General features: G+C 62.8%; 19 protein-coding genes. 13 read left to right on the plus strand and 6 right to left on the minus strand.

Features of this window, described 5'->3' with window-relative positions; genetic code table 11:
- From ACIOVF_RS10485 to ACIOVF_RS10495, 3 genes are all read right to left on the minus strand, one after another.
- On the minus strand, positions 1-459 hold the full coding sequence (locus tag ACIOVF_RS10485; protein ID WP_045197606.1) for a tripartite tricarboxylate transporter TctB family protein: 459 nt from the start codon (positions 457-459) through the stop codon (positions 1-3).
- Positions 460-529: 70 nt separating this feature from the next.
- A complete protein-coding gene (locus ACIOVF_RS10490) occupies positions 530-1,510 on the minus strand; it encodes a tripartite tricarboxylate transporter substrate binding protein (RefSeq protein ID WP_045197609.1) in 981 nt (326 codons plus the stop codon).
- Between the two features lie 34 nt (positions 1,511-1,544).
- A complete protein-coding gene (locus ACIOVF_RS10495) occupies positions 1,545-2,834 on the minus strand; it encodes an OprD family porin (RefSeq protein ID WP_258607877.1) in 1,290 nt (429 codons plus the stop codon).
- A gap of 201 nt (positions 2,835-3,035) precedes the next feature.
- Here ACIOVF_RS10495 and ACIOVF_RS10500 point away from each other — a divergent pair, with 201 nt between their 5' ends.
- Positions 3,036-3,707, plus strand: a complete 672-nt coding sequence (locus ACIOVF_RS10500) for a response regulator (protein WP_045197613.1) — start codon at positions 3,036-3,038, stop codon at positions 3,705-3,707.
- Positions 3,700-5,079, plus strand: a complete 1,380-nt coding sequence (locus ACIOVF_RS10505; RefSeq protein WP_045197615.1) for a sensor histidine kinase — start codon at positions 3,700-3,702, stop codon at positions 5,077-5,079. The genes ACIOVF_RS10500 and ACIOVF_RS10505 overlap by 8 nt, the downstream gene beginning before the upstream one ends.
- On the opposite strand, the gene ACIOVF_RS10510 is transcribed toward ACIOVF_RS10505, so the two are convergent.
- A complete protein-coding gene (locus tag ACIOVF_RS10510; RefSeq protein WP_123564656.1) occupies positions 5,076-5,882 on the minus strand; it encodes an HDOD domain-containing protein in 807 nt (268 codons plus the stop codon). The two genes, ACIOVF_RS10505 and ACIOVF_RS10510, sit on opposite strands and share 4 nt — an antisense overlap.
- A 55-nt stretch (positions 5,883-5,937) precedes the next feature.
- Positions 5,938-6,879 (minus strand): YgfZ/GcvT domain-containing protein, encoded by a 942-nt coding sequence (locus tag ACIOVF_RS10515; protein ID WP_401289270.1) that lies wholly within the window; start codon positions 6,877-6,879, stop codon positions 5,938-5,940.
- A 165-nt stretch (positions 6,880-7,044) separates the two neighbouring features.
- Between ACIOVF_RS10515 and ACIOVF_RS10520 the strand changes: the two genes are divergently transcribed.
- Together ACIOVF_RS10520 and ACIOVF_RS10525 are read left to right on the plus strand one after the other, a co-directional pair.
- Entirely contained in the window at positions 7,045-7,299 is a 255-nt protein-coding gene (locus ACIOVF_RS10520; protein WP_038607607.1) for a succinate dehydrogenase assembly factor 2, read from the plus strand.
- A complete protein-coding gene (locus ACIOVF_RS10525) occupies positions 7,283-7,735 on the plus strand; it encodes a protein YgfX (protein WP_401289273.1) in 453 nt (150 codons plus the stop codon). The genes ACIOVF_RS10520 and ACIOVF_RS10525 overlap by 17 nt, the downstream gene beginning before the upstream one ends.
- Here ACIOVF_RS10525 and nadB read toward each other — a convergent pair.
- A complete protein-coding gene (nadB, locus tag ACIOVF_RS10530; protein ID WP_045197623.1) occupies positions 7,704-9,320 on the minus strand; it encodes an L-aspartate oxidase in 1,617 nt (538 codons plus the stop codon). The genes ACIOVF_RS10525 and nadB overlap by 32 nt on opposite strands.
- A gap of 432 nt (positions 9,321-9,752) precedes the next feature.
- On the opposite strand from nadB, the gene rpoE reads away from it, so the two are divergent.
- The 9 genes from rpoE (at position 9,753) to recO (ending at position 18,962) form a co-directional block, all read left to right on the plus strand.
- Entirely contained in the window at positions 9,753-10,334 is a 582-nt protein-coding gene (gene rpoE / locus ACIOVF_RS10535) for an RNA polymerase sigma factor RpoE (protein WP_010220971.1), read from the plus strand.
- Between the two features lie 31 nt (positions 10,335-10,365).
- Positions 10,366-10,956: a sigma-E factor negative regulatory protein gene (locus tag ACIOVF_RS10540; protein ID WP_401289276.1), complete on the plus strand. Its 591-nt coding sequence runs from the start codon at positions 10,366-10,368 to the stop codon at positions 10,954-10,956.
- A 12-nt stretch (positions 10,957-10,968) separates the two neighbouring features.
- Positions 10,969-11,934, plus strand: coding sequence for a MucB/RseB C-terminal domain-containing protein (locus ACIOVF_RS10545; protein WP_045197627.1), 966 nt, complete (start codon positions 10,969-10,971; stop codon positions 11,932-11,934).
- A gap of 204 nt (positions 11,935-12,138) precedes the next feature.
- Positions 12,139-13,536, plus strand: a complete 1,398-nt coding sequence (locus ACIOVF_RS10550) for a DegQ family serine endoprotease (RefSeq protein ID WP_176794323.1) — start codon at positions 12,139-12,141, stop codon at positions 13,534-13,536.
- A gap of 192 nt (positions 13,537-13,728) precedes the next feature.
- Positions 13,729-15,528: a translation elongation factor 4 gene (lepA, locus tag ACIOVF_RS10555; protein ID WP_045197631.1), complete on the plus strand. Its 1,800-nt coding sequence runs from the start codon at positions 13,729-13,731 to the stop codon at positions 15,526-15,528.
- Between the two features lie 5 nt (positions 15,529-15,533).
- Positions 15,534-16,388, plus strand: a complete 855-nt coding sequence (lepB, locus tag ACIOVF_RS10560) for a signal peptidase I (RefSeq protein ID WP_045197633.1) — start codon at positions 15,534-15,536, stop codon at positions 16,386-16,388.
- 248 nt (positions 16,389-16,636) lie between these two features.
- Positions 16,637-17,326: a ribonuclease III gene (gene rnc / locus ACIOVF_RS10565; RefSeq protein WP_010220977.1), complete on the plus strand. Its 690-nt coding sequence runs from the start codon at positions 16,637-16,639 to the stop codon at positions 17,324-17,326.
- Positions 17,319-18,221 carry a GTPase Era gene (era, locus tag ACIOVF_RS10570; RefSeq protein WP_045197636.1) on the plus strand — a complete coding sequence of 301 codons (903 nt, stop codon included), beginning with the start codon at positions 17,319-17,321 and terminating at the stop codon, positions 18,219-18,221. The genes rnc and era overlap by 8 nt, the downstream gene beginning before the upstream one ends.
- A gap of 57 nt (positions 18,222-18,278) precedes the next feature.
- Complete coding sequence (gene recO / locus ACIOVF_RS10575) at positions 18,279-18,962, plus strand: DNA repair protein RecO (protein WP_195884894.1); 684 nt, start codon at positions 18,279-18,281, stop codon at positions 18,960-18,962.
- Position 18,963 lies beyond the last annotated feature (1 nt).

An 18,963-nucleotide genomic window follows, 5' to 3' on the forward strand; every position in this document is an offset into this window, starting at 1 on the left:
TCAGTTCTCCAGAACGTCGAGCAGGCCGAGGGGCAGGGGTACATCCATCACGCGGTCGAACAGCCAGTACAGGGCGATGCTCATCAGGCCGATGATCACCACGCTGGGTAGCCAGCGCCCACCATACAGGCGCGCCATCGGCACGCCGATAAGAATGCTGCTGACAATGAAACCCAGCGGCTCGAAGGTGGCGGCGAAGACCAGCAGCAAGGCGACGCAGAGGCCGATCTTGTTCAGGGTTTCGCGGTCTAGTTCGGGTTCGTCGTCCTTGTGCACGATCGGCGTGGGACGAAAGGCCAGGTACAGCAGGCCCGCAGCCATCAGGCCGAGCATCAGCAAGGGATAGGCACGTGGCCCGACCGGTTCGTAGGAAAAGGCTGCCTGGTAGGGCCAGGCCATTACGGCCAGGGCGGCGCACAGCGCCAGCAAAAACAGGGCGAAGAGACGTTGCAGGATCATTGGGGAATCCTCTATTCGCGGGGCAAGTGGGAGCGGGCTTGCCCCGCGATGCGTTCGAAAGGGGAGAGGCTTATTGAATCAAGCCAAATTCCTTGGCCAGGGCCTTGTAGTCAGCCACCTGCTTCTTGACGTAGGTGTCCAGCTCGACACCGGTCATGGCGAAGGGGAACAGCTCGCGCTGATCGCGCAGCTTGGCGAACTCTTCGGAGGCCAGCAGCTTGTCGAACGAGGCTTTCCACCAGTCGTACTCTTCATCGGTGACTTTCGGCCCGAGGTAGAAACCGCGCACCACCGGCCAGACGATGTCGTAGCCTTGTTCCTTGGCGGTGGGGATGTCCTTCATTTCCGGCTCGTCCAGGCGGGTTTCGGCGAACACCGCAAGCAGGCGCATGTCACCGCTCTGGATGTGCGGCATGGAGTCGGAGATGTCGGTGCTGCCGACCTGAATGTGCCCGCCGAGCAGCGCCGTGGCGATTTCGCCGCCGCCTTCCAGGGCCACGTAGCGCAGGTCGCGCGGGTTGATCCCGGCGGCCTTGGCGATCAGCGCGGTCTGCATCCAGTCCTGGCTGCCGACGGTGCCGCCGGAGCCGATCACCACCTTGCTCGGGTCTTTTTTCAGCGCCGCGACCAGGTCGTCGAGGGTCTTGTAGGGCGAATCGCTTTTCACGGCAATGGCACCATAGCTGGTGCCTACCGCCGCCAGCCAGCGCACGGCGTTTTCATCGAAACGGCCGAACTTGCCCTGGGCCAGGTTCAGCAACGAACCACTGGACCAGGCCACCAGGGTGCCGGCATCGGCCGGACGCTGGGCGACCACCGCGTTATAGGCCACCGCGCCGACACCGCCGGGCATGTAGGTGACGCGCATCGGTTTGCTGAGGATCTTTTCGTTGACCAGGGCGCTTTGCACCAGTTTGCAGGTCAGGTCGAAACCGCCGCCGGGCGAAGCCGGGGCGATGCATTCAGGGCGTTTCGGTTCGCCCGCCAGAACGTTGCCGGCCAGCAGCAGGCAACCGGTGGCGAGGGCAATGCGGCGCAGTGAAAAAGTCATTGTGTCTCTCCGTGAACGTTATTGTTATCAGGGATTACCACAGCGCAAGGCTGTAACTCACCAGCAGTCGCACTTCGTCGGCATCGCGGGCGAAGTTGGAGCGGAAGGTGGCGTTGCGCAGGCGCACGGCGACGTTTTTCAGGGCGCCACTTTGCACCACGTACTTGAACTCGGTGTTGCGTTCCCACTCCTTGCCCTCGCCACCATTGGCCAGGCTGACATTATCGCCGCTGATGTAGCGGCTCATGAAGGTCAGGCCGGGGATGCCGAGCTTGCTGAAGTCGTAGTCGTAACGGGCCTGCCAGGAGCGCTCGTCGGCGCCGGCGAAGTCGTTGATCTGTACGAAGTTGACCAGGTACGGGTCGGCGCCATCGACATAGGGGAAGGCGGTGTCGCCGGACAGGTGCTGGTAGCCGGCGCTGAGCTTGTGGCCGTTCAGGCCGTAGCTGAGCATGCCGTTGAGCGCGGTGTTGTCGATGTTGCCACCGCGGGCCTGGCCCTGGTCGTCACTGAAGGCCATGCGCAGGTCGGCGCCGAAGGTGCCCGGGCCCCACGGCTGGGAGGCGATCAAGCCGACGAAGTGCTGGCGGTAGACGTCATCGAGCTGGGCCCAGTGGTAGCTGCCGGTAATCTTGTCGGTGAACCTGTAGTCCAGGCCGGCCATGTCGAAATGGTTGCCGGCGACGGTGCCAAGGAATCGGCTGTTCTTGTTGTTGAGGGCGATGTCCTCGTTGTTGGTGCTGTCGCGGTCGCGGGCTTTTTCCAGGCGCCCGCCGGTGAAGGTCAGGTTGCTGATTTCACCCGAGGTCAGCAGGCCGCCCTCGAAAGTCTGCGGCAGGATGCGCCCGTCGTTTGGCTGCAGGGTCGGCAGCTCCGGGATCAGCGTGCCGATCTTGAGTTCGGTCGCGGAGATCTTCACCTTGCCGGTCAGGCCGAGCTTGGAATACTCGTCGGCGGCGCGGCCATCGTCGTGGGTTGGCAGCAGGCCGGTGCCGGTGCGGTCGGGGCTTGAGTCGAGCTTGATACCGAGCATCCCCAGGGCATCCAGGCCGAAGCCTACAGTACCGTCGGTATAACCTGACTCGAAATTGAGCATGAAGCCCTGGGCCCATTCGTCACGCTTGGATTGCTGGGCGCTGGTGCCATCGCGAAAGTCGCGGTTGAAGTACATGTTGCGGGTTTCGAAGCTCGCCTTGCTGTCATCGAAGAAGGCGGCCTGGCTCAACGGGGCGACGCCGGCAAGGGCGAGGGCGCTGGCAACTGCGGTCTGGCGGGAAGGTAGACGTCGGGTAGGCGCGTACGCCTGCGGCTGCATGGACAGCATCGTGGAGTGACTCCGTTATTGTTCTTATTAGTTCGGACCTTGGGTCCGGTTTTACGGCAAGCAGAGTGAGCCGTGAGAGGATGCTAGGGCGTGAACCTTTCGCTAACCTTTCAGCAGCTTTTGATTGCGCCGAAGGCTTCACAGGCGGGCTGTCGGTTGTACACTCCGCGCCATTGAACGCGACGCAAAGGGGAGAAATCGATGCGTGTGCTGCTCGTCGAAGACCATCTGCAACTGGCCGAAAGCGTGGCCCAGGCCCTGAAAAGCACCGGCCTGACCGTGGATGTGCTGCATGATGGCGTGGCCGCCGACCTGGCCCTGGCCAGCGAGGAATACGCCGTGGCGGTACTCGATGTCGGCCTGCCGCGGATGGACGGCTTCGAGGTGCTGGCGCGCCTTAGGGCCCGTGGCAAGACCGTGCCGGTGCTGATGCTGACCGCGCGCAGCGACGTCAAGGACCGGGTCCATGGCCTGAACCTGGGCGCCGACGATTACCTGGCCAAGCCGTTCGAGCTGACCGAGCTTGAGGCGCGGGTCAAGGCCCTGCTGCGCCGTAGCGTGCTCGGTGGCGAGCGCCAGCAGCGCTGCGGGCCGCTGGTTTACGACCTCGATACCCGGCGCTTCACCCTCGGCGAAGAGCTGCTGACCCTGACCTCCCGCGAGCAGGCGGTGCTCGAAGCACTGATTGCGCGGCCCGGGCGGGTGATGAGCAAAGAGCAGCTGGCCGCCCAGGTGTTCGGCCTGGACGAAGAAGCTAGTGCCGATGCTATCGAAATCTACGTGCACCGCCTGCGCAAGAAGCTCGACGGCCATGCGGTGGCGATCGTCACCTTCAGGGGGCTCGGCTACTTGCTCGAGCACAAAGATGCGTAACAGCGACAGCCTGCGCGGGCGACTGCTATGGAACCTGGCAATCCTGCTGGTGGTGCTGATGCTGGCCAGCGGCCTGAGCGCTTACTGGAACGGCCGTGAAGCCGCCGACACGGCCTACGATCGCACCTTGCTGGCCTCGGCACGGACCATCGCCGCGGGCCTGTCACAACGCGACGGCACCCTCAGCGCCGATGTGCCCTACGTGGCCCTGGACACTTTCGCCTACGACAGCGCCGGGCGAATCTACTACCAGGTCAACGATATTCACCAGCGCTTGATCTCCGGCTACGAAAACCTCCCGGCGCCGCCGCCCAATACCCCGCGCACCGACGATTACCCGGCCCTGGCGCGCTTTTACAACGCCCGTTATCTGGGTCAGGACGTGCGCGTGGTCAGCCTGCTCAAGGCGGTCAGCGAGCCGAACATGAACGGCATGGCCGAAATCCGCGTGGCCGAAACCGAAGAGGCGCGGGTACGCATGGCCCGCAGCCTGATGGCCGATACCCTGCTGCGCCTGGGTATGCTCGCCCTCGGCGCGCTGATGCTGGTGTGGTTTGCCGTCAGCGCCGCCCTGCGCCCGCTAGAGCGCTTGCGCAGCGCTGTGGAAGAACGCCAGCCCGATGACCTGCGGGCCTTGCCGGTGGTCCAGGTGCAGCGCGAGCTGAGCCCGCTGGTGCGCGCCCTGAACCACTTTACCGAACGCTTGCGCGGCCAGTTCGAACGCCAGGCACAGTTTATCGCCGAGGCCGCCCATGAACTGCGCACGCCGCTGGCGGCGCTAAAGGCGCGGGTCGAACTGGGCTTGCGCTCCAACGAGCCGCAAGTCTGGCGCGAAACCCTTGAGGCCGCCGCGCAAGGCACCGATCGCCTGACCCACCTGGCCAACCAGTTGCTGTCGCTGGCGCGGGTCGAGAACGGCGCCCGGGCGATTGCCGAAGGCGGCGCGCAATTGCTCGACCTCAGCCAATTGGCCCGCGAGCTGGGCATGGCCATGGCGCCGCTGGCCCATGCGCGTGGCGTCGCCCTGGCGCTGGAGACCGAGGGGCCGGTGTGGGTGCGCGGCGAGCCGACGCTGCTCAATGAGTTGCTGAGCAACCTGGTCGATAACGCCATGGCGTATACGCCCAAGGGCGGCGATGTGATTCTGCGCGTGGTTGAGCCGGGCATTCTCGAAGTCGAAGACGACGGCCCGGGGATTCCTGAAAGCGAGCGCGAAAAGGTCTTCGAGCGCTTCTACCGGCGCGGCGCCCAGGGCACTGGCCTGGGTCTGGCGATTGTCGGCGAGATCTGCCGCGCGCACCTGGCGCAGATCAGCCTGCACGATGGTGAGCGTGGCGGCTTGAAGGTGCGGGTCAGCTTCAGCGCTGACTAGCGGAACATTGCCTTGGCATTGAGCAGGTCGCTGGCCTGCAGTTCAGTGCCGGTAGGCAGGCCAAGGTGGCGGTAGGCGGGCAGGGCGGCCAGCGGTCGTTCCTTGCTGTTGTTGCTGAGCACCTGGGCGATCTGCACGATATCGACGTAGTCGACCTTGTCGGTGCCGCGATCCAGGTCCTGGATCAGCCCGGGCAGGTGCACCAGTTGCTCGGGGAACTCCCAGACGCTGAGGATCTTGTCGCCCAGTGCCGGGTGAATCTGTTCGATTACATAGTTCAGGCTGACCGGGTCGGAGAGCAGCTCGTTGTGCTCTTCGGCATACAGCAGGATCGGCAGCGCGCCAATCTGATGAACCAGGCCAGCGAGGGCTGCCTGGTCCGGCTTGAGCTGGGTGAATCGCAGGCACAGCTCATAGCTGATGCCAGCCACTTCGAGGCTTTTTGACCAGATCTCGCGCATTTTTTGCTCAACCACATCCGAGCGGGCATGGAAGATCTGCTCGATCACCAGGCCGATCGCCAGGTTGCAGCTGTAGTTGATGCCCAGGCGGGTGATGGCCGTTTGCAGGTCGGTGACCTCGGTGGCGGCGCGCAGCAAGGGGCTGTTGACCACCTTGATCAGGCGCGCCGACAACGCTGCATCGCGACCGATCACCTTGCTCAGGGTACTGACGCTGATCTCGCTGTCTTCGGCGGCTTCGCGAATGCTCAAGGCCACTTCCGGCAGGGTCGGCAGCACCAGGTCATCGTTGTCGATGGCGCTCAGCAGGTGGGCCTGGATCATCTCGGCCATCTTGTTCATGGTGATTCTCTACCGCAATTGACGAGTGCCCCGCCCGTGCAGGGCGGGCGCAGGCTCAGCGCTGGATTTCGCGATCGCGGTCCAGTTCGTAAGGAAGCGTCAGCAGCTCCAGGCGCGGACCTTCGGCGCTGCCCAGGTGCAGGTTGTTGTCGGCAACCGCGTCGGCGGTCAGCACGGCCAGCAGTTCGCAGCCCTGTTCACTGCGGGCCGCCAGTACCACTTCACCAACGGAGGAGTTGTGGGTGGGCGAGAACACTTCGGTACCGGGCTGCGGCAGGTCACCCTCGGCCAGGGCCAGGCGGTACTGGCGGCGCTTGAGCTTGCCCAGGTACTGCATGCGCGCGACGATTTCCTGGCCGGTGTAACAGCCTTTCTTGAAGCTCACGCCACCCACGGCCTGCAGGTTGATCATCTGCGGAATGAACAGCTCGCGAGTTTGCAGCATGACCTGGCCGATACCGGCGCGGATCTGTCCGAGCAGCCAGTCGTTGAGGTCAGCCTCGGCCAGCTGCGCCGCCAGTTGCGCTTGCACCGCCGGGGCCTGCTCGGCAGGTACCCATAGCTCGATGCGCCCAGCCGATACGGCAATGGCGACCAAGCCGTTGTGACGGGTGACCGCGTCAGTCTGCACCGGCACTTCCAGGCCCAGGGCCGTCAGCGCGGCTGCACCGTCGTGCAGGCCGAAACGCACCCAGGCAGCGCTGTCGTCGGTCAGCTTGGCCTTGGAGAACACTGCGTACTTTTTAAGGTCGGCCAGTTGCGGTTCGAGCAGTTCGCGGGTCATCGCCAGCAGGTAGCCATCGCCTTCGGGGAGGATGCGAAAGCTCGACTGCATGCGGCCCTTGACCATGCAGCGGGCGCCGAGGCTGGCGGTATGCTCGTTGAGGTAACTGATGTTGCAGGTCAGCTGGCCTTGCAGGAACTTGCCGGCGTCCGAGCCGCGGACGGCGAGAACGCCTTCGTGGGAAAGGGTGCAGAAAAAAGCGGAATCGGCCATGGTTTATCGCAAGGTGATAGGACTGGGGCCCATGATAGAGCGCTGTCGGCAAAATAGGTAGTTGAGTACAGGCCTCTGTCATTATTTGCTCACATGTCCGGACCAACGTCGCGTGTCCCCCGGGCGCTGGCTCTGTATACTGGCGGCCTATTTTAGGAGGGCTTCATGGTCGAACAAACTGAACTCAACCGGCTCTTTTGGCACAGCCGCCGCGGCATGCTCGAGCTTGATGTACTGCTGGTCCCGTTCAGCGCGGAGGTCTACCCGACCCTGAGCGAGGCCGACCGTGAGCTGTACAAGCGCCTGCTGAGCTGCGAAGACCAGGACATGTTCGGCTGGTTCATGGAGCGCAGCGAGTCCGAAGACCCGGAGCTGCAACGCATGGTTCGCATCATCCTGGACCGTGTCCAGCCCAAGTGAGCGTTTCGAATGTCGCTGGCAGGGCTCAAGGGCACTGTTGGCGGCATACCTGGCCAGCCTGCTGCTGGCCTTGCTGGCCCTGAGCCTGCTGGAGGTGCCCCTGTGGTTGCGCCTGGCGGCCATTGCCCTGTGCCTGCTGCATGGTGCCTGGGTCATTCCCCGGCGCATCCTGCTGACCCACCCCAACGCCATTACCGCCCTGCGCCGGGATGCCCACGGCTGGCAGTTGTTCAGCCGCGCCCAGGGCTGGCAGGCGGTGCAACTCAAGCCCGACAGCCTGGCCTTGCCCGGATGCGTGGTATTGCGCTTTCGCCGGGCCGGGCGGCGTTTCAACGAGGGCCAGTGCATCGCCTTCGACGCGCTGGAGCCGGTGCAGCACCGGCGCCTGCGTTTACGCCTGAAATTCAGTCGGCGTAGGTGGGTGGCTGCAGGATAGTGTCGCGGGCCTCTGTGAGCATGCCCGGGTAATCCAGGGTGTAGTGCAGGCCGCGGCTTTCCTTGCGTTGCATGGCCGAGCGGATCATCAGTTCGGCGACCTGGGCCAGGTTGCGCAATTCGATCAGGTCGCGGCTGACTTTGTAGTTGCTGTAGAACTCGTCGATTTCATCGAGCAGCAGGCGTACCCGGTGTTCGGCGCGCTGCAGGCGCTTGTTGGTGCGCACGATGCCGACGTAGTCCCACATGAAGCGCCGCAGTTCGTCCCAGTTGTGCGCGATGATCACGTCTTCGTCCGAATCGGTCACCTGGCTGGCATCCCAGCACGGCAGCGCCCGGGGCATTGCGGTCTGGTCCAGGCGGGCGACGATGTCGTTGGCGGCCGAGCGCCCGTAGACAAAACATTCGAGCAGCGAATTGCTGGCCATGCGGTTGGCGCCGTGCAGGCCGGTAAAACTGGTTTCGCCGATGGCGTACAGGCCCGGCACGTCGGTCAGGCCTTGTTCGTCGACCATCACTCCGCCGCAGGTGTAATGGGCGGCCGGTACTACCGGGATCGGCTGGCGGGTGATGTCGATGCCAAAGCCCAGGCAGCGCTCGTAAACGGTGGGGAAGTGGCTTTTGACGAATTCGGCCGGCTTGTGGCTGATGTCCAGGTAGACGCAGTCCACCCCCAGGCGCTTCATTTCATGGTCGATGGCGCGGGCGACGATGTCGCGCGGGGCCAGTTCTTCACGCGGGTCGAAGCGCGGCATGAAACGCTCGCCATTGGGCAGCTTGAGCAGGCCGCCTTCGCCGCGCAGGGCTTCGGTGATCAAAAAACTCTTGGCCTGCGGGTGGTACAGGCAAGTCGGGTGGAACTGGTTGAACTCAAGGTTGGCCACCCGGCAACCGGCGCGCCAGGCCATGGCGATGCCATCGCCGCAGGCGCCGTCGGGGTTGCTGGTGTAGAGGTAGACCTTGGCTGCGCCGCCGGTGGCGAGCACGGTAAAGCGCGCGCCGAAGGTGTCGACTTCGCCGCTGGTGCGGTCCAGCACATACGCTCCCAGGCAGCGATCGCCGTCCAGGCCCAGGCGCCGTTCGGTAATCAGGTCGACCGCTACCCGTTGTTCCAGCAGCTCGATATTCGGCCGCAGCCGCGCTTGCGCCAGCAAGGTGGTGAAGATCGCCGCGCCGGTGGCATCAGCGGCGTGGATGATGCGCCGATGGCTGTGGCCGCCTTCGCGGGTCAGGTGGAACTCGAAGCCGCTTTCTTCATCGCCGGCGTGTTCGTCGCGGGTAAAAGGCACGCCCTGGTCGATCAGCCACTGGATCGCTTCGCGGCTATGCTCAACGGTGAAGCGCACGGCGTCTTCGTGACACAGGCCGCCACCGGCATTGAGGGTGTCTTCGACGTGGGACTGCACCGTGTCGGTGTCGTCCAGCACCGCGGCCACGCCGCCCTGGGCCCAGAAGGTCGAGCCATTGGCGAGGTCGCCCTTGCTGAGCACGGCGACGCGCAGGTGACCGGGGAGGGTCAGGGCCAGGCTGAGGCCGGCGGCGCCGCTGCCGATCACGAGAACATCATGTTGGAATTGTTGGCTCATGTCAGGACACTAGTATCTGAAGGGGGGGATCGGCACAATAGTCAGGCGCTTATGGCATTGTGAAACTATCGTGAATCTGGACCGGCTGCCTTTATAGCAGCCCCAAGGCCCTGATTTCCAATGGCGCTTGTGCAGTCCAGGGAGCCTTTTGTGGGAACTTTCCGTGATGTACGGATATCCATAGAAGGATGCCCGCACGCCACAATGCCGCGGCGACGCATGGCAGGCGCCCCTTGAAGGCACTGTTTGCGTATTCGAGACCCGATTATCGACGCAGCCGGCCGTGACCGCGCTGCGTTTTTCGTGCGAGCCGACCAAGGGCCGCAGGAAACTTGCTTGGAGGGGAGAACTTTTGCGCAAAGCCCGAGTCTATGGTTGCAAGCCTGAACGATGGCAGGTGCAACGCTCCTTCGAGTTCACTGAGGAGTGTTCATGCTAACCCAGGAAGAGGATCAGCAGCTTGTCGAGCGCGTGCAGCGTGGCGACAGGCGAGCGTTCGATCTGTTGGTGCTGAAGTATCAGCACAAGATTCTCGGGTTGATCGTGCGTTTTGTCCACGACACCCATGAAGCCCAGGATGTGGCGCAGGAAGCTTTCATCAAGGCTTACCGGGCGCTTGGTAATTTTCGCGGGGACAGCGCCTTTTATACCTGGCTGTACCGCATTGCCATCAACACGGCAAAAAACTATCTGGTGTCCCGCGGTCGGCGGCCACCAGACAGCGATGTAAGTTCCGAGGATGCGGAATTTTACGACGGCGATCATGGCCTCAAGGATCTGGAGTCCCCCGAGCGCGCGTTGTTGCGAGATGAGATCGAAGGCACCGTCCATCGGACCATCCAGCAACTGCCAGAAGATTTGCGTACGGCGTTAACTTTACGTGAATTCGATGGTCTGAGTTACGAGGACATTGCGAGCGTCATGCAGTGTCCGGTGGGTACCGTGCGCTCTCGAATCTTCCGCGCTCGGGAGGCCATAGACAAAGCCCTGCAGCCGTTGTTGCAGGAAACCTGAGACAGCGGCGACAGCCAAGAGAGGAACCGCCATGAGTCGTGAAGCTTTGCAGGAATCGCTGTCCGCGGTGATGGATAACGAAGCGGACGAACTGGAATTACGACGGGTGTTGAATGCCGTCGATGATCCCGAAACCCGTGCCACCTGGTCGCGTTACCAGGTAGCCCGTGCAGCCATGCACAAAGAGCTGGTACTGCCACAGCTGGATATCGCCTCGGCCGTATCCGCAGCCCTGGCCGATGAACCCGCTCCCGCCAAGGTCTCCCGTGGACCCTGGCGCAGCCTGGGCCGCCTGGCCGTTGCCGCTTCGGTGACTGTCGCGGTACTGGCCGGTGTACGCCTGTACAACCAGGACGAAATCAGCGGTGCCCAGCTGGCTGCCCAACAACCGGCGCAGCAAGGCCTGAGCTTGCCACAAGCACAGGGCCCGGCCGTATTGGCAGGCTATAGTGAAAGTGCAGAACAGCCAGGCCCGATGGCCAATGGCGTGCTGCAGGGGCAAACCGGCTGGCACGACCAGCGTCTGCCTGGCTACCTGCGTCAGCATGCTCAGGAAGCAGCCCTCAAGGGTACCGAGAGCGCTCTGCCGTATGCACGTGCAGCCAGCCTGGAAAATCGCTAAGTAAGGAGGATCATGCGCGCGCTACCTCTCATACCGCTGCTGCTGGGTGGCTGGTTGACGCTACCGGCCCTTGCCGCCAACTCCTCTGCGCAGGCAGGTGACTGGCTCAAGCGTCTGGCCCAGGCCGAGCAACAGCAGAGTTATCAGGGTACTTTCGTTTACGAGCGTAACGGTAGCTTCTCCACCCACGACATCTGGCATCGCGTCCAGAGCGGCAAAGTCAGCGAGCGGCTGTTGCAGCTCGATGGCTCGGCCCAGGAAGTCGTGCGTGTCGACGGGCAGACCCAGTGCGTAAGCGGGGCCCTGGTACCGGGAGTGGCCAACACGCCGGAGTCTGCGGCGCGAGTGCTTGATCCTCTGAAACTGATGAGCTGGTACGACCTCGGGGTCGCCGGCAAATCTAGGGTGGCCGACCGTGAAGCGGTAATCGTCACCCTTACCCCGCGTGATCAACACCGCTATGCCTTCGAGCTGCACCTGGATAAAGACACCGGGCTGCCGCTCAAGTCGTTGATGCTCGACGACGGTGGGCGATTGCTCGAGCGTTTCCAGTTCACTCGCCTGAATACCGCCGTCGCACCAAGCGATGAACAGCTCAAGGCCAGTGGCATCTGCAAGCCGGTTGCCCAACTGACCGCGCAGGCTGCACAACCTGTCACCGGCTGGCGATCGGACTGGTTGCCACCTGGATTCGAGCTGATCACCAGCTCCGTGCGCAAGGACCCGCAAAGCAAGAATGCCGTCAGCAGCCTGATGTACGACGACGGCCTGGCGCGCTTTTCGGTGTTCGTCGAAGCCCTCGACAAAGGCTCGGCCGCCGATATCCGCACGCAGCTGGGCCCGACGGTCGCCGTCTCGCGGCGCCTGACCACGCCCCAGGGCGAAATGATGGTGACTGTGGTGGGCGAGATCCCTATCGGCACCGCCGAACGCATTGCGCTGTCCATGCGCGCCCAGGATGCCCAGGCTAAAAAATGAGGCGCAGGCAATGAGGCTGACAGGTCGAGGATTGCTTGGCTGACATGATTGGCAAGCTTTGCAGTTTGCAAAAACTCCAGAATTTTTCTATAGGTCAGTCCTTTCGGGGGCTGGCCTTTCCTGCTTCTGCAGGTCCCTACTGCTAACCACGCTCGTTGTGACGGGAGCCGTATGTCAATACCACGCTTGAAAACCTACCTATCGATGGTCGCCGCCGTGTTCATGCTCGGTCAGGTGCTCACCGCCCAGGCCGAAGCCCTGCCGGACTTCACCACCCTGGTCGAGCAGGCCTCGCCTGCGGTGGTGAACATCAGTACCAAGCAGAAACTGCCGGACCGCAAGTACGCCGCCGGGCAGATGCCTGATCTTGAAGGCCTGCCGCCGATGTTCCGCGAATTCTTCGAGCGCAACATGCCGCAGACGCCGCGTTCGCCGCGCGGTGACCGCCAGCGTGAAGCGCAATCGCTGGGTTCGGGCTTCATCATCTCCAGCGACGGTTACGTGCTGACCAACAACCATGTGGTCGCCGACGCCGATGAGATCATCGTCCGCCTGTCGGACCGCAGCGAGCTGCAGGCCAAGCTGGTCGGCACCGACCCGCGCACCGACGTGGCCCTGCTCAAGGTCGAAGGCAAGGACCTGCCGACCGTCAAGCTGGGTGACTCCGAGAAGCTCAAGGTCGGTGAGTGGGTGCTGGCCATCGGTTCGCCGTTCGGCTTCGACCATTCGGTGACCAAAGGTATCGTCAGTGCCAAGGGCCGTACCCTGCCCAACGACACCTACGTGCCATTCATCCAGACCGACGTGGCGATCAACCCGGGTAACTCCGGTGGCCCGCTGTTCAACATGAACGGCGAAGTGGTGGGTATCAACTCGCAGATCTTTACCCGTTCCGGTGGCTTCATGGGCCTGTCGTTCGCCATCCCGATCGATGTCGCGCTGGATGTTTCCAATCAGCTGAAGAAAGACGGCAAGGTCAGCCGCGGTTGGCTGGGCGTGGTGATTCAGGAGGTCAACAAGGACCTGGCTGAGTCCTTCGGTCTCGACAAGCCGGCCGGTGCCCTGGTCGCCCAGGTGCTGGAAGATGGCCCGGCCGCCAAGGGTGGCCTGCAGGTCGGTGACGTGATCCTGAGCATGAACGGTCAGCCGATCGTCATGTCTGCCGACCTGCCGCACCTGGTCGGTGGCCTCAAGGATGGCGCCAAGGCCAAGCTCGACATCATCCGCAATGGCAAACGCCAGTCGCTGGACATCACCATCGGCGCACTGCCGGATGAAGATGCCGACATCACCACCAACGCCAATGGCGGCGTCGAGCGCAGCAGCAACCGCCTGGGTGTGTCGGTGGCCGACCTGACCGCCGAGCAGAAGAAGTCCCTCGAGCTCAAGGGCGGCGTGGTCATCAAGGAAGTCCAGGACGGTCCGGCAGCGCTGATCGGCCTGCGTCCGGGCGACGTCATCAGTCATCTGAACAACCAGGCGATCCTTTCGGCCAAGCAGTTCACCGAAATCGCCAAAGAGCTGCCGAAGAACCGTTCGGTGTCGATGCGCGTCCTGCGTCAGGGCCGCGCCAGCTTCATCACCTTCAAACTGGCTGAATAAGCCGGCTTGAGCAGAAAAGGGCAGCCTCGGCTGCCCTTTTTTCTGGGCGCCGCGCAGGTTTTCCGGGGCATGCACCGATTTCCCACAATCGCGGTACCCACAGTTCACGTGACGCCAACGTCAAGCTTCAGGTACAATTCCCGGCTATTTTTCGGTGGGCGTCCGGCCCGCAGCCTTTTTGAGTGTTGACCCGTGAGTGATTTGAGTCATATCCGCAATTTCTCCATCATCGCCCACATTGACCATGGCAAGTCGACCCTGGCCGACCGCTTCATTCAGATGTGCGGTGGCCTGACTGCGCGTGAAATGGAGGCCCAGGTACTCGATTCCATGGACCTGGAGCGTGAACGCGGTATCACCATCAAAGCCCACAGCGTCACCCTGCACTACAAGGCGCAAGACGGCAAAACCTATCAGCTGAACTTCATCGACACCCCCGGCCACGTTGACTTCACCTACGAAGTCAGCCGCTCGCTGGCGGCCTGTGAAGGTGCCTTGCTGGTGGTCGACGCCGGCCAGGGTGTAGAAGCCCAGTCGGTCGCCAACTGCTACACCGCCATCGAGCAGGGCCTTGAGGTCATGCCGGTACTGAACAAGATGGACCTGCCCCAGGCCGACCCGGACAAGGTCAAGGACGAGATCGAGAAGATCATCGGTATCGACGCCACCGACGCCGTGGCCTGCAGCGCCAAGAGCGGCATGGGCGTCGACGAGGTGCTCGAGCGCCTGGTGCACACCATCCCGGCGCCTACCGGTGACATCGAGGCGCCGCTGCAGGCGCTGATCATCGACTCCTGGTTCGACAACTACCTGGGCGTTGTCTCCCTGGTGCGTGTCCGTCACGGCCGGGTGAAGAAGGGCGACAAGATCCTGGTCAAGTCCACCGGCAAGGTCCACCTGGTCGACAGCGTCGGTGTGTTCACCCCCAAGCACACCCAGACCGCCGATCTCAAGGCCGGCGAAGTAGGCTTCATCATCGCCAGCATCAAGGACATTCACGGCGCGCCGGTGGGTGACACCCTGACCCTGAGCACGACCCCCGAGGTCGAGGTGCTGCCAGGCTTCAAACGTATTCAACCGCAGGTGTATGCCGGTCTGTTCCCGGTCAGTTCCGATGATTTCGAAGATTTTCGTGATGCATTGCAGAAACTGACCCTGAACGACTCGTCGCTGCAGTACCTGCCGGAAAGCTCCGACGCCCTGGGCTTCGGCTTCCGTTGCGGCTTCCTCGGCATGCTGCACATGGAGATCATCCAGGAGCGCCTGGAGCGCGAGTACGACCTGGACCTGATCACCACCGCGCCGAGCGTAATCTTCGAGGTCAAGCTCAAGACCGGCGAAACCATCTACGTCGACAACCCGTCGAAGCTGCCGGATGTGTCCTCGGTCGAAGACTTCCGTGAGCCGATCGTTTCGGCCACCATCCTGGTGCCGCAGGAGCACCTGGGCAACGTCATTACCCTGTGCATCGAGAAGCGTGGCGTACAGCGCGACATGCAGTTCCTCGGCTCGCAGGTGCAAGTACGCTACGACCTGCCGATGAACGAAGTGGTACTGGACTTCTTCGACCGCCTGAAGTCCACCAGCCGCGGCTACGCCTCGCTGGACTATCATTTCGACCGCTACCAGTCGGCTAACCTGGTCAAGCTCGATGTACTGATCAACGGTGACAAGGTCGACGCCCTGGCGCTGATCGTGCACCGCGACAATGCGCACTACAAGGGCCGCGCATTGACCGAGAAGATGAAGGAACTGATTCCTCGGCAGATGTTCGATGTGGCAATCCAGGCCGCCATTGGCGGACAGATTGTTGCGCGTACGACTGTCAAGGCGCTCAGAAAGAACGTACTGGCCAAATGCTACGGTGGTGATGTTAGCCGTAAGCGCAAGCTGTTGGAGAAGCAGAAGGCCGGTAAGAAACGCATGAAACAGGTCGGTAACGTGGAAATCCCACAAGAAGCCTTCCTCGCCGTGCTCAGGTTGGATAGTTAGGTCCTATGTCGCTAAATTTCCCGCTGTTGCTTGTCATCGCCGTCGCCGTCTGCGGTCTGTTGGCCCTGGTCGACCTGCTGTTCCTGGCCCCGCGCCGGCGTTCGGCGATCGCCAACTATCAGGGCAGCGTCAGCCAGCCAGAAATGGCAGTGGTCGAGCGCCTGAACAAGGAACCGTTGCTGGTCGAGTACGGTAAATCGTTCTTCCCGGTGCTGTTCATTGTCCTGGTGCTGCGCTCGTTCCTGATTGAGCCGTTCCAGATCCCTTCGGGGTCGATGAAGCCGACCCTGGAAGTGGGCGACTTCATCCTGGTGAACAAGTTCTCTTACGGGATCCGCCTGCCGGTGATCGACAAGAAGGTCATCGAGGTGGGTGATCCGCAGCGTGGCGATGTCATGGTGTTCCGCTACCCGAGCGACCCGAACGTCAACTACATCAAGCGTGTGGTTGGCCTGCCGGGCGATCAGATTCGCTACACCAGCGACAAGAAGCTGTTCGTCAACGGTCAGGCGATCGCCGAGCAGCTGGTCGGCACCGAGCCGGGTACCCTGGGCAGCGCCGAGCTGTACAAGGAAAAGCTCGGTGAAGCCGAGCACCTGATCCGCAAGGAAATGAGCCGCTACCGCATGCCGCCTGACCAGCAATGGACAGTCCCGGCCGGCCATTACTTCATGATGGGCGACAACCGCGACAACTCCAACGACAGCCGTTACTGGGATGACCCCAACATTCCCAAGGAACTGCACGGCATGGTCCCGGACCAGAACATCGTCGGCAAGGCCTTCGCGGTCTGGATGAGCTGGCCAGAGCCTAAACTGAGCCACTTCCCGAACCTGTCGCGGGTCGGCCTGATCAAGTAACACTACAACGGCGCTGTCCTGGGACAGCGCCGAATGCGTTTCTGGCATAGGCTGTGTTCAGGGAAGCCTGGATGCAACCGATCACCCCGGCCAGCGAGCATGAGCCAAACAGTCTTTCAGGATGTTGATTTGAACAATGCGTTAAATCCGACGGTAGCCCCGATGGCGGCGTACCGAGTTGCAAAGTGTGAGCCCCGCGCCCAGGCGTGCGGGCTGAATTTCGGCCACGAACTGCGCGTGGGTACACTGTGAGCGTTTCCTTGAGCCGCCTCGAGCGCCAGCTCGGCTACACCTTCAAGAACCAGGAGCTGATGCTGCTGGCCCTGACGCACCGCAGTTTTGCCGGGCGCAACAACGAACGCCTCGAGTTCCTCGGCGATGCGATCCTCAACTTCGTCGCCGGTGAAGCGCTGTTCGAGCGCTTCCCCCAGGCCCGCGAAGGCCAGCTGTCGCGCCTGCGTGCGCGGCTGGTCAAGGGCGAGACCCTGGCGGTACTGGCCCGGGGCTTTGACCTGGGCGAATACCTGCGCCTGGGTTCGGGCGAGCTGAAAAGCGGCGGTTTTCGCCGCGAGTCGATCCTGGCCGATGCCCTGGAGGCGCTGATTGGCGCCATCTACCTGGATTCGGACATGCAGACCGCTCGCGAGCGGGTACTGGCATGGCTGGCGGGTGAATTCGAAAGCCTGACCCTGGTCGATACCAACAAGGACCCGAAAACCCGTCTGCAGGAATTCCTGCAGTCGCGGGCCTGCGAACTGCCGCGCTACGAAGTGGTGGATATTCAAGGTGAACCCCATTGCCGGACGTTTTTCGTCGAATGCGAAGTGACCCTTTTGACTGAAAAAAGCCGAGGGCAAGGCGTCAGCCGGCGTATCGCCGAGCAAGTCGCGGCCGCCGCAGCACTGATCGCCCTGGGCGTGGAGAATGGCAATGACTGATACCAACACTACCCGCTGCGGCTATGTCGCCATTGTCGGCCGCCCGAACGTCGGCAAGTCGACCCTGCTCAACCACATCCTCGGGCAAAAGCTCGCAATCACCTCGCGCAAGCCGCAGACCACCCGCCACAACATGCTCGGGATCAAGACCGAAGGTGATGTGCAGGCGATCTACGTCGATACCCCGGGCATGCACAAGAGCAACGAAAAGGCGCTCAACCGTTACATGAACAAGACCGCTTCGGCCGCCCTCAAGGACGTCGACGTGGTGATCTTCGTGGTTGACCGCACCAAATGGACCGACGAAGACCAATTGGTGCTTGAGCGCGTGCAGTACGTGCAGGGCCCGGTGATCCTGGCGATCAACAAGACCGACCGGATCGAAGAGAAAGCCGACCTGATCCCGCACCTGCAATGGCTGCAGGAGCAACTGCCGAACGCCGAAATCGTGCCGATCTCGGCCCAGCAGGGGCACAACCTCGAAGCGCTGGAAGGGCTGATCGCCAAACACCTGCCGGAAAACGAGCACTTCTTCCCGGAAGACCAGATCACCGACCGCAGCAGCCGCTTCCTGGCCGCGGAACTGGTGCGCGAGAAGATCATGCGCCAACTCGGCGCCGAGCTGCCGTACCAGATCACCGTCGAGATCGAAGAGTTCAAGCAGCAGGGCAAGATCCTGCACATCCATGCGCTGATCCTGGTCGAGCGTGACGGCCAGAAGAAGATCATCATTGGCGATAAGGGCGAGCGGATCAAACGCATCGGCTCCGAGGCGCGCAAGGACATGGAAGTGCTGTTCGACGCCAAGGTCATGCTCAACCTCTGGGTCAAGGTCAAGGGTGGCTGGTCCGACGACGAACGCGCCCTGCGTTCGCTGGGCTACGGCGACCTCTGATCGCTCCAGGCCCGGTAGCGTGCGCTGCCGGGTCGAACCTTTTCTGAAGCGCCGCTCATGGAACTGCCAGTTGGCCAACCGGCCTACGTGCTGCACAGCCGGGCCTACCGTGAAACCAGCGCGCTGGTGGATTTCCTCACCCCGCAAGGACGCCTGCGCGCGGTCATGCGCCGTGCCCGTGGCAAAGGCGGCAGCCAGGTGCGGCCGTTCGTCCCGCTTGAAGTCGAGTTTCGCGGCCGCGGCGAGCTGAAGAACGTCGGCCGTCTGGACAGCGTCGGTGTCGCTGCCTGGCTGCATGGCGATGCGCTGTTCAGCGGGCTGTACCTCAACGAGCTGCTGATTCGCCTGCTGCCGGCTGAAGACCCGCATCCGGTGGTATTCGAACACTATGCGGCGACCTTGCAGGCGCTGGCCGCCGGTCGCCCGCTGGAGCCGCTGCTGAGGGCGTTCGAGTGGCGCCTGCTGGACGAACTGGGTTATGCCTTCGCTCTCGATCACGACGTCAACGGCGATCCGCTGGTGGTCGATGGCCTGTACCGCTTGCAGGTCGATGCCGGGCTCGAGCGCGTCTACCTGTTGCAGCCGGGGCTGTTCAACGGTGCCGAGCTATTGGCCATGGCTGAAGCCGCCTGGGAAATCCCCGGTGCTCTGGGCGCCGCCAAGCGCCTGATGCGCCAGGCCCTGGCCGTACACCTGGGCGGTCGGCCGCTGGTCAGTCGCGAACTGTTTCGCAAGCGCTGAA

It is taken from the genome of Pseudomonas sp. NPDC087612, from assembly GCF_044743505.1.
GTDB lineage: Bacteria > Pseudomonadota > Gammaproteobacteria > Pseudomonadales > Pseudomonadaceae > Aquipseudomonas.

Excerpts from the sequence above, each read along its gene's own strand:
- ACIOVF_RS10485 (WP_045197606.1), bottom strand. The coding sequence starts at position 459 with ATGATCCTGCAACGTCTCTTCGCCCTGTTTTTGCTGGCGCTGTGCGCC.
- ACIOVF_RS10490 (WP_045197609.1), bottom strand. The coding sequence starts at position 1,510 with ATGACTTTTTCACTGCGCCGCATTGCCCTCGCCACCGGTTGCCTGCTG.
- ACIOVF_RS10495 (WP_258607877.1), bottom strand. The coding sequence starts at position 2,834 with ATGCTGTCCATGCAGCCGCAGGCGTACGCGCCTACCCGACGTCTACCT.
- ACIOVF_RS10500 (WP_045197613.1), top strand. The coding sequence starts at position 3,036 with ATGCGTGTGCTGCTCGTCGAAGACCATCTGCAACTGGCCGAAAGCGTG.
- ACIOVF_RS10505 (WP_045197615.1), top strand. The coding sequence starts at position 3,700 with ATGCGTAACAGCGACAGCCTGCGCGGGCGACTGCTATGGAACCTGGCA.
- ACIOVF_RS10510 (WP_123564656.1), bottom strand. The coding sequence starts at position 5,882 with ATGAACAAGATGGCCGAGATGATCCAGGCCCACCTGCTGAGCGCCATC.
- ACIOVF_RS10515 (WP_401289270.1), bottom strand. The coding sequence starts at position 6,879 with ATGGCCGATTCCGCTTTTTTCTGCACCCTTTCCCACGAAGGCGTTCTC.
- ACIOVF_RS10520 (WP_038607607.1), top strand. The coding sequence starts at position 7,045 with ATGGTCGAACAAACTGAACTCAACCGGCTCTTTTGGCACAGCCGCCGC.
- nadB (WP_045197623.1), bottom strand. The coding sequence starts at position 9,320 with ATGAGCCAACAATTCCAACATGATGTTCTCGTGATCGGCAGCGGCGCC.
- rpoE (WP_010220971.1), top strand. The coding sequence starts at position 9,753 with ATGCTAACCCAGGAAGAGGATCAGCAGCTTGTCGAGCGCGTGCAGCGT.
- ACIOVF_RS10540 (WP_401289276.1), top strand. The coding sequence starts at position 10,366 with ATGAGTCGTGAAGCTTTGCAGGAATCGCTGTCCGCGGTGATGGATAAC.
- ACIOVF_RS10545 (WP_045197627.1), top strand. The coding sequence starts at position 10,969 with ATGCGCGCGCTACCTCTCATACCGCTGCTGCTGGGTGGCTGGTTGACG.
- ACIOVF_RS10550 (WP_176794323.1), top strand. The coding sequence starts at position 12,139 with ATGGTCGCCGCCGTGTTCATGCTCGGTCAGGTGCTCACCGCCCAGGCC.
- lepB (WP_045197633.1), top strand. The coding sequence starts at position 15,534 with ATGTCGCTAAATTTCCCGCTGTTGCTTGTCATCGCCGTCGCCGTCTGC.
- era (WP_045197636.1), top strand. The coding sequence starts at position 17,319 with ATGACTGATACCAACACTACCCGCTGCGGCTATGTCGCCATTGTCGGC.
- recO (WP_195884894.1), top strand. The coding sequence starts at position 18,279 with ATGGAACTGCCAGTTGGCCAACCGGCCTACGTGCTGCACAGCCGGGCC.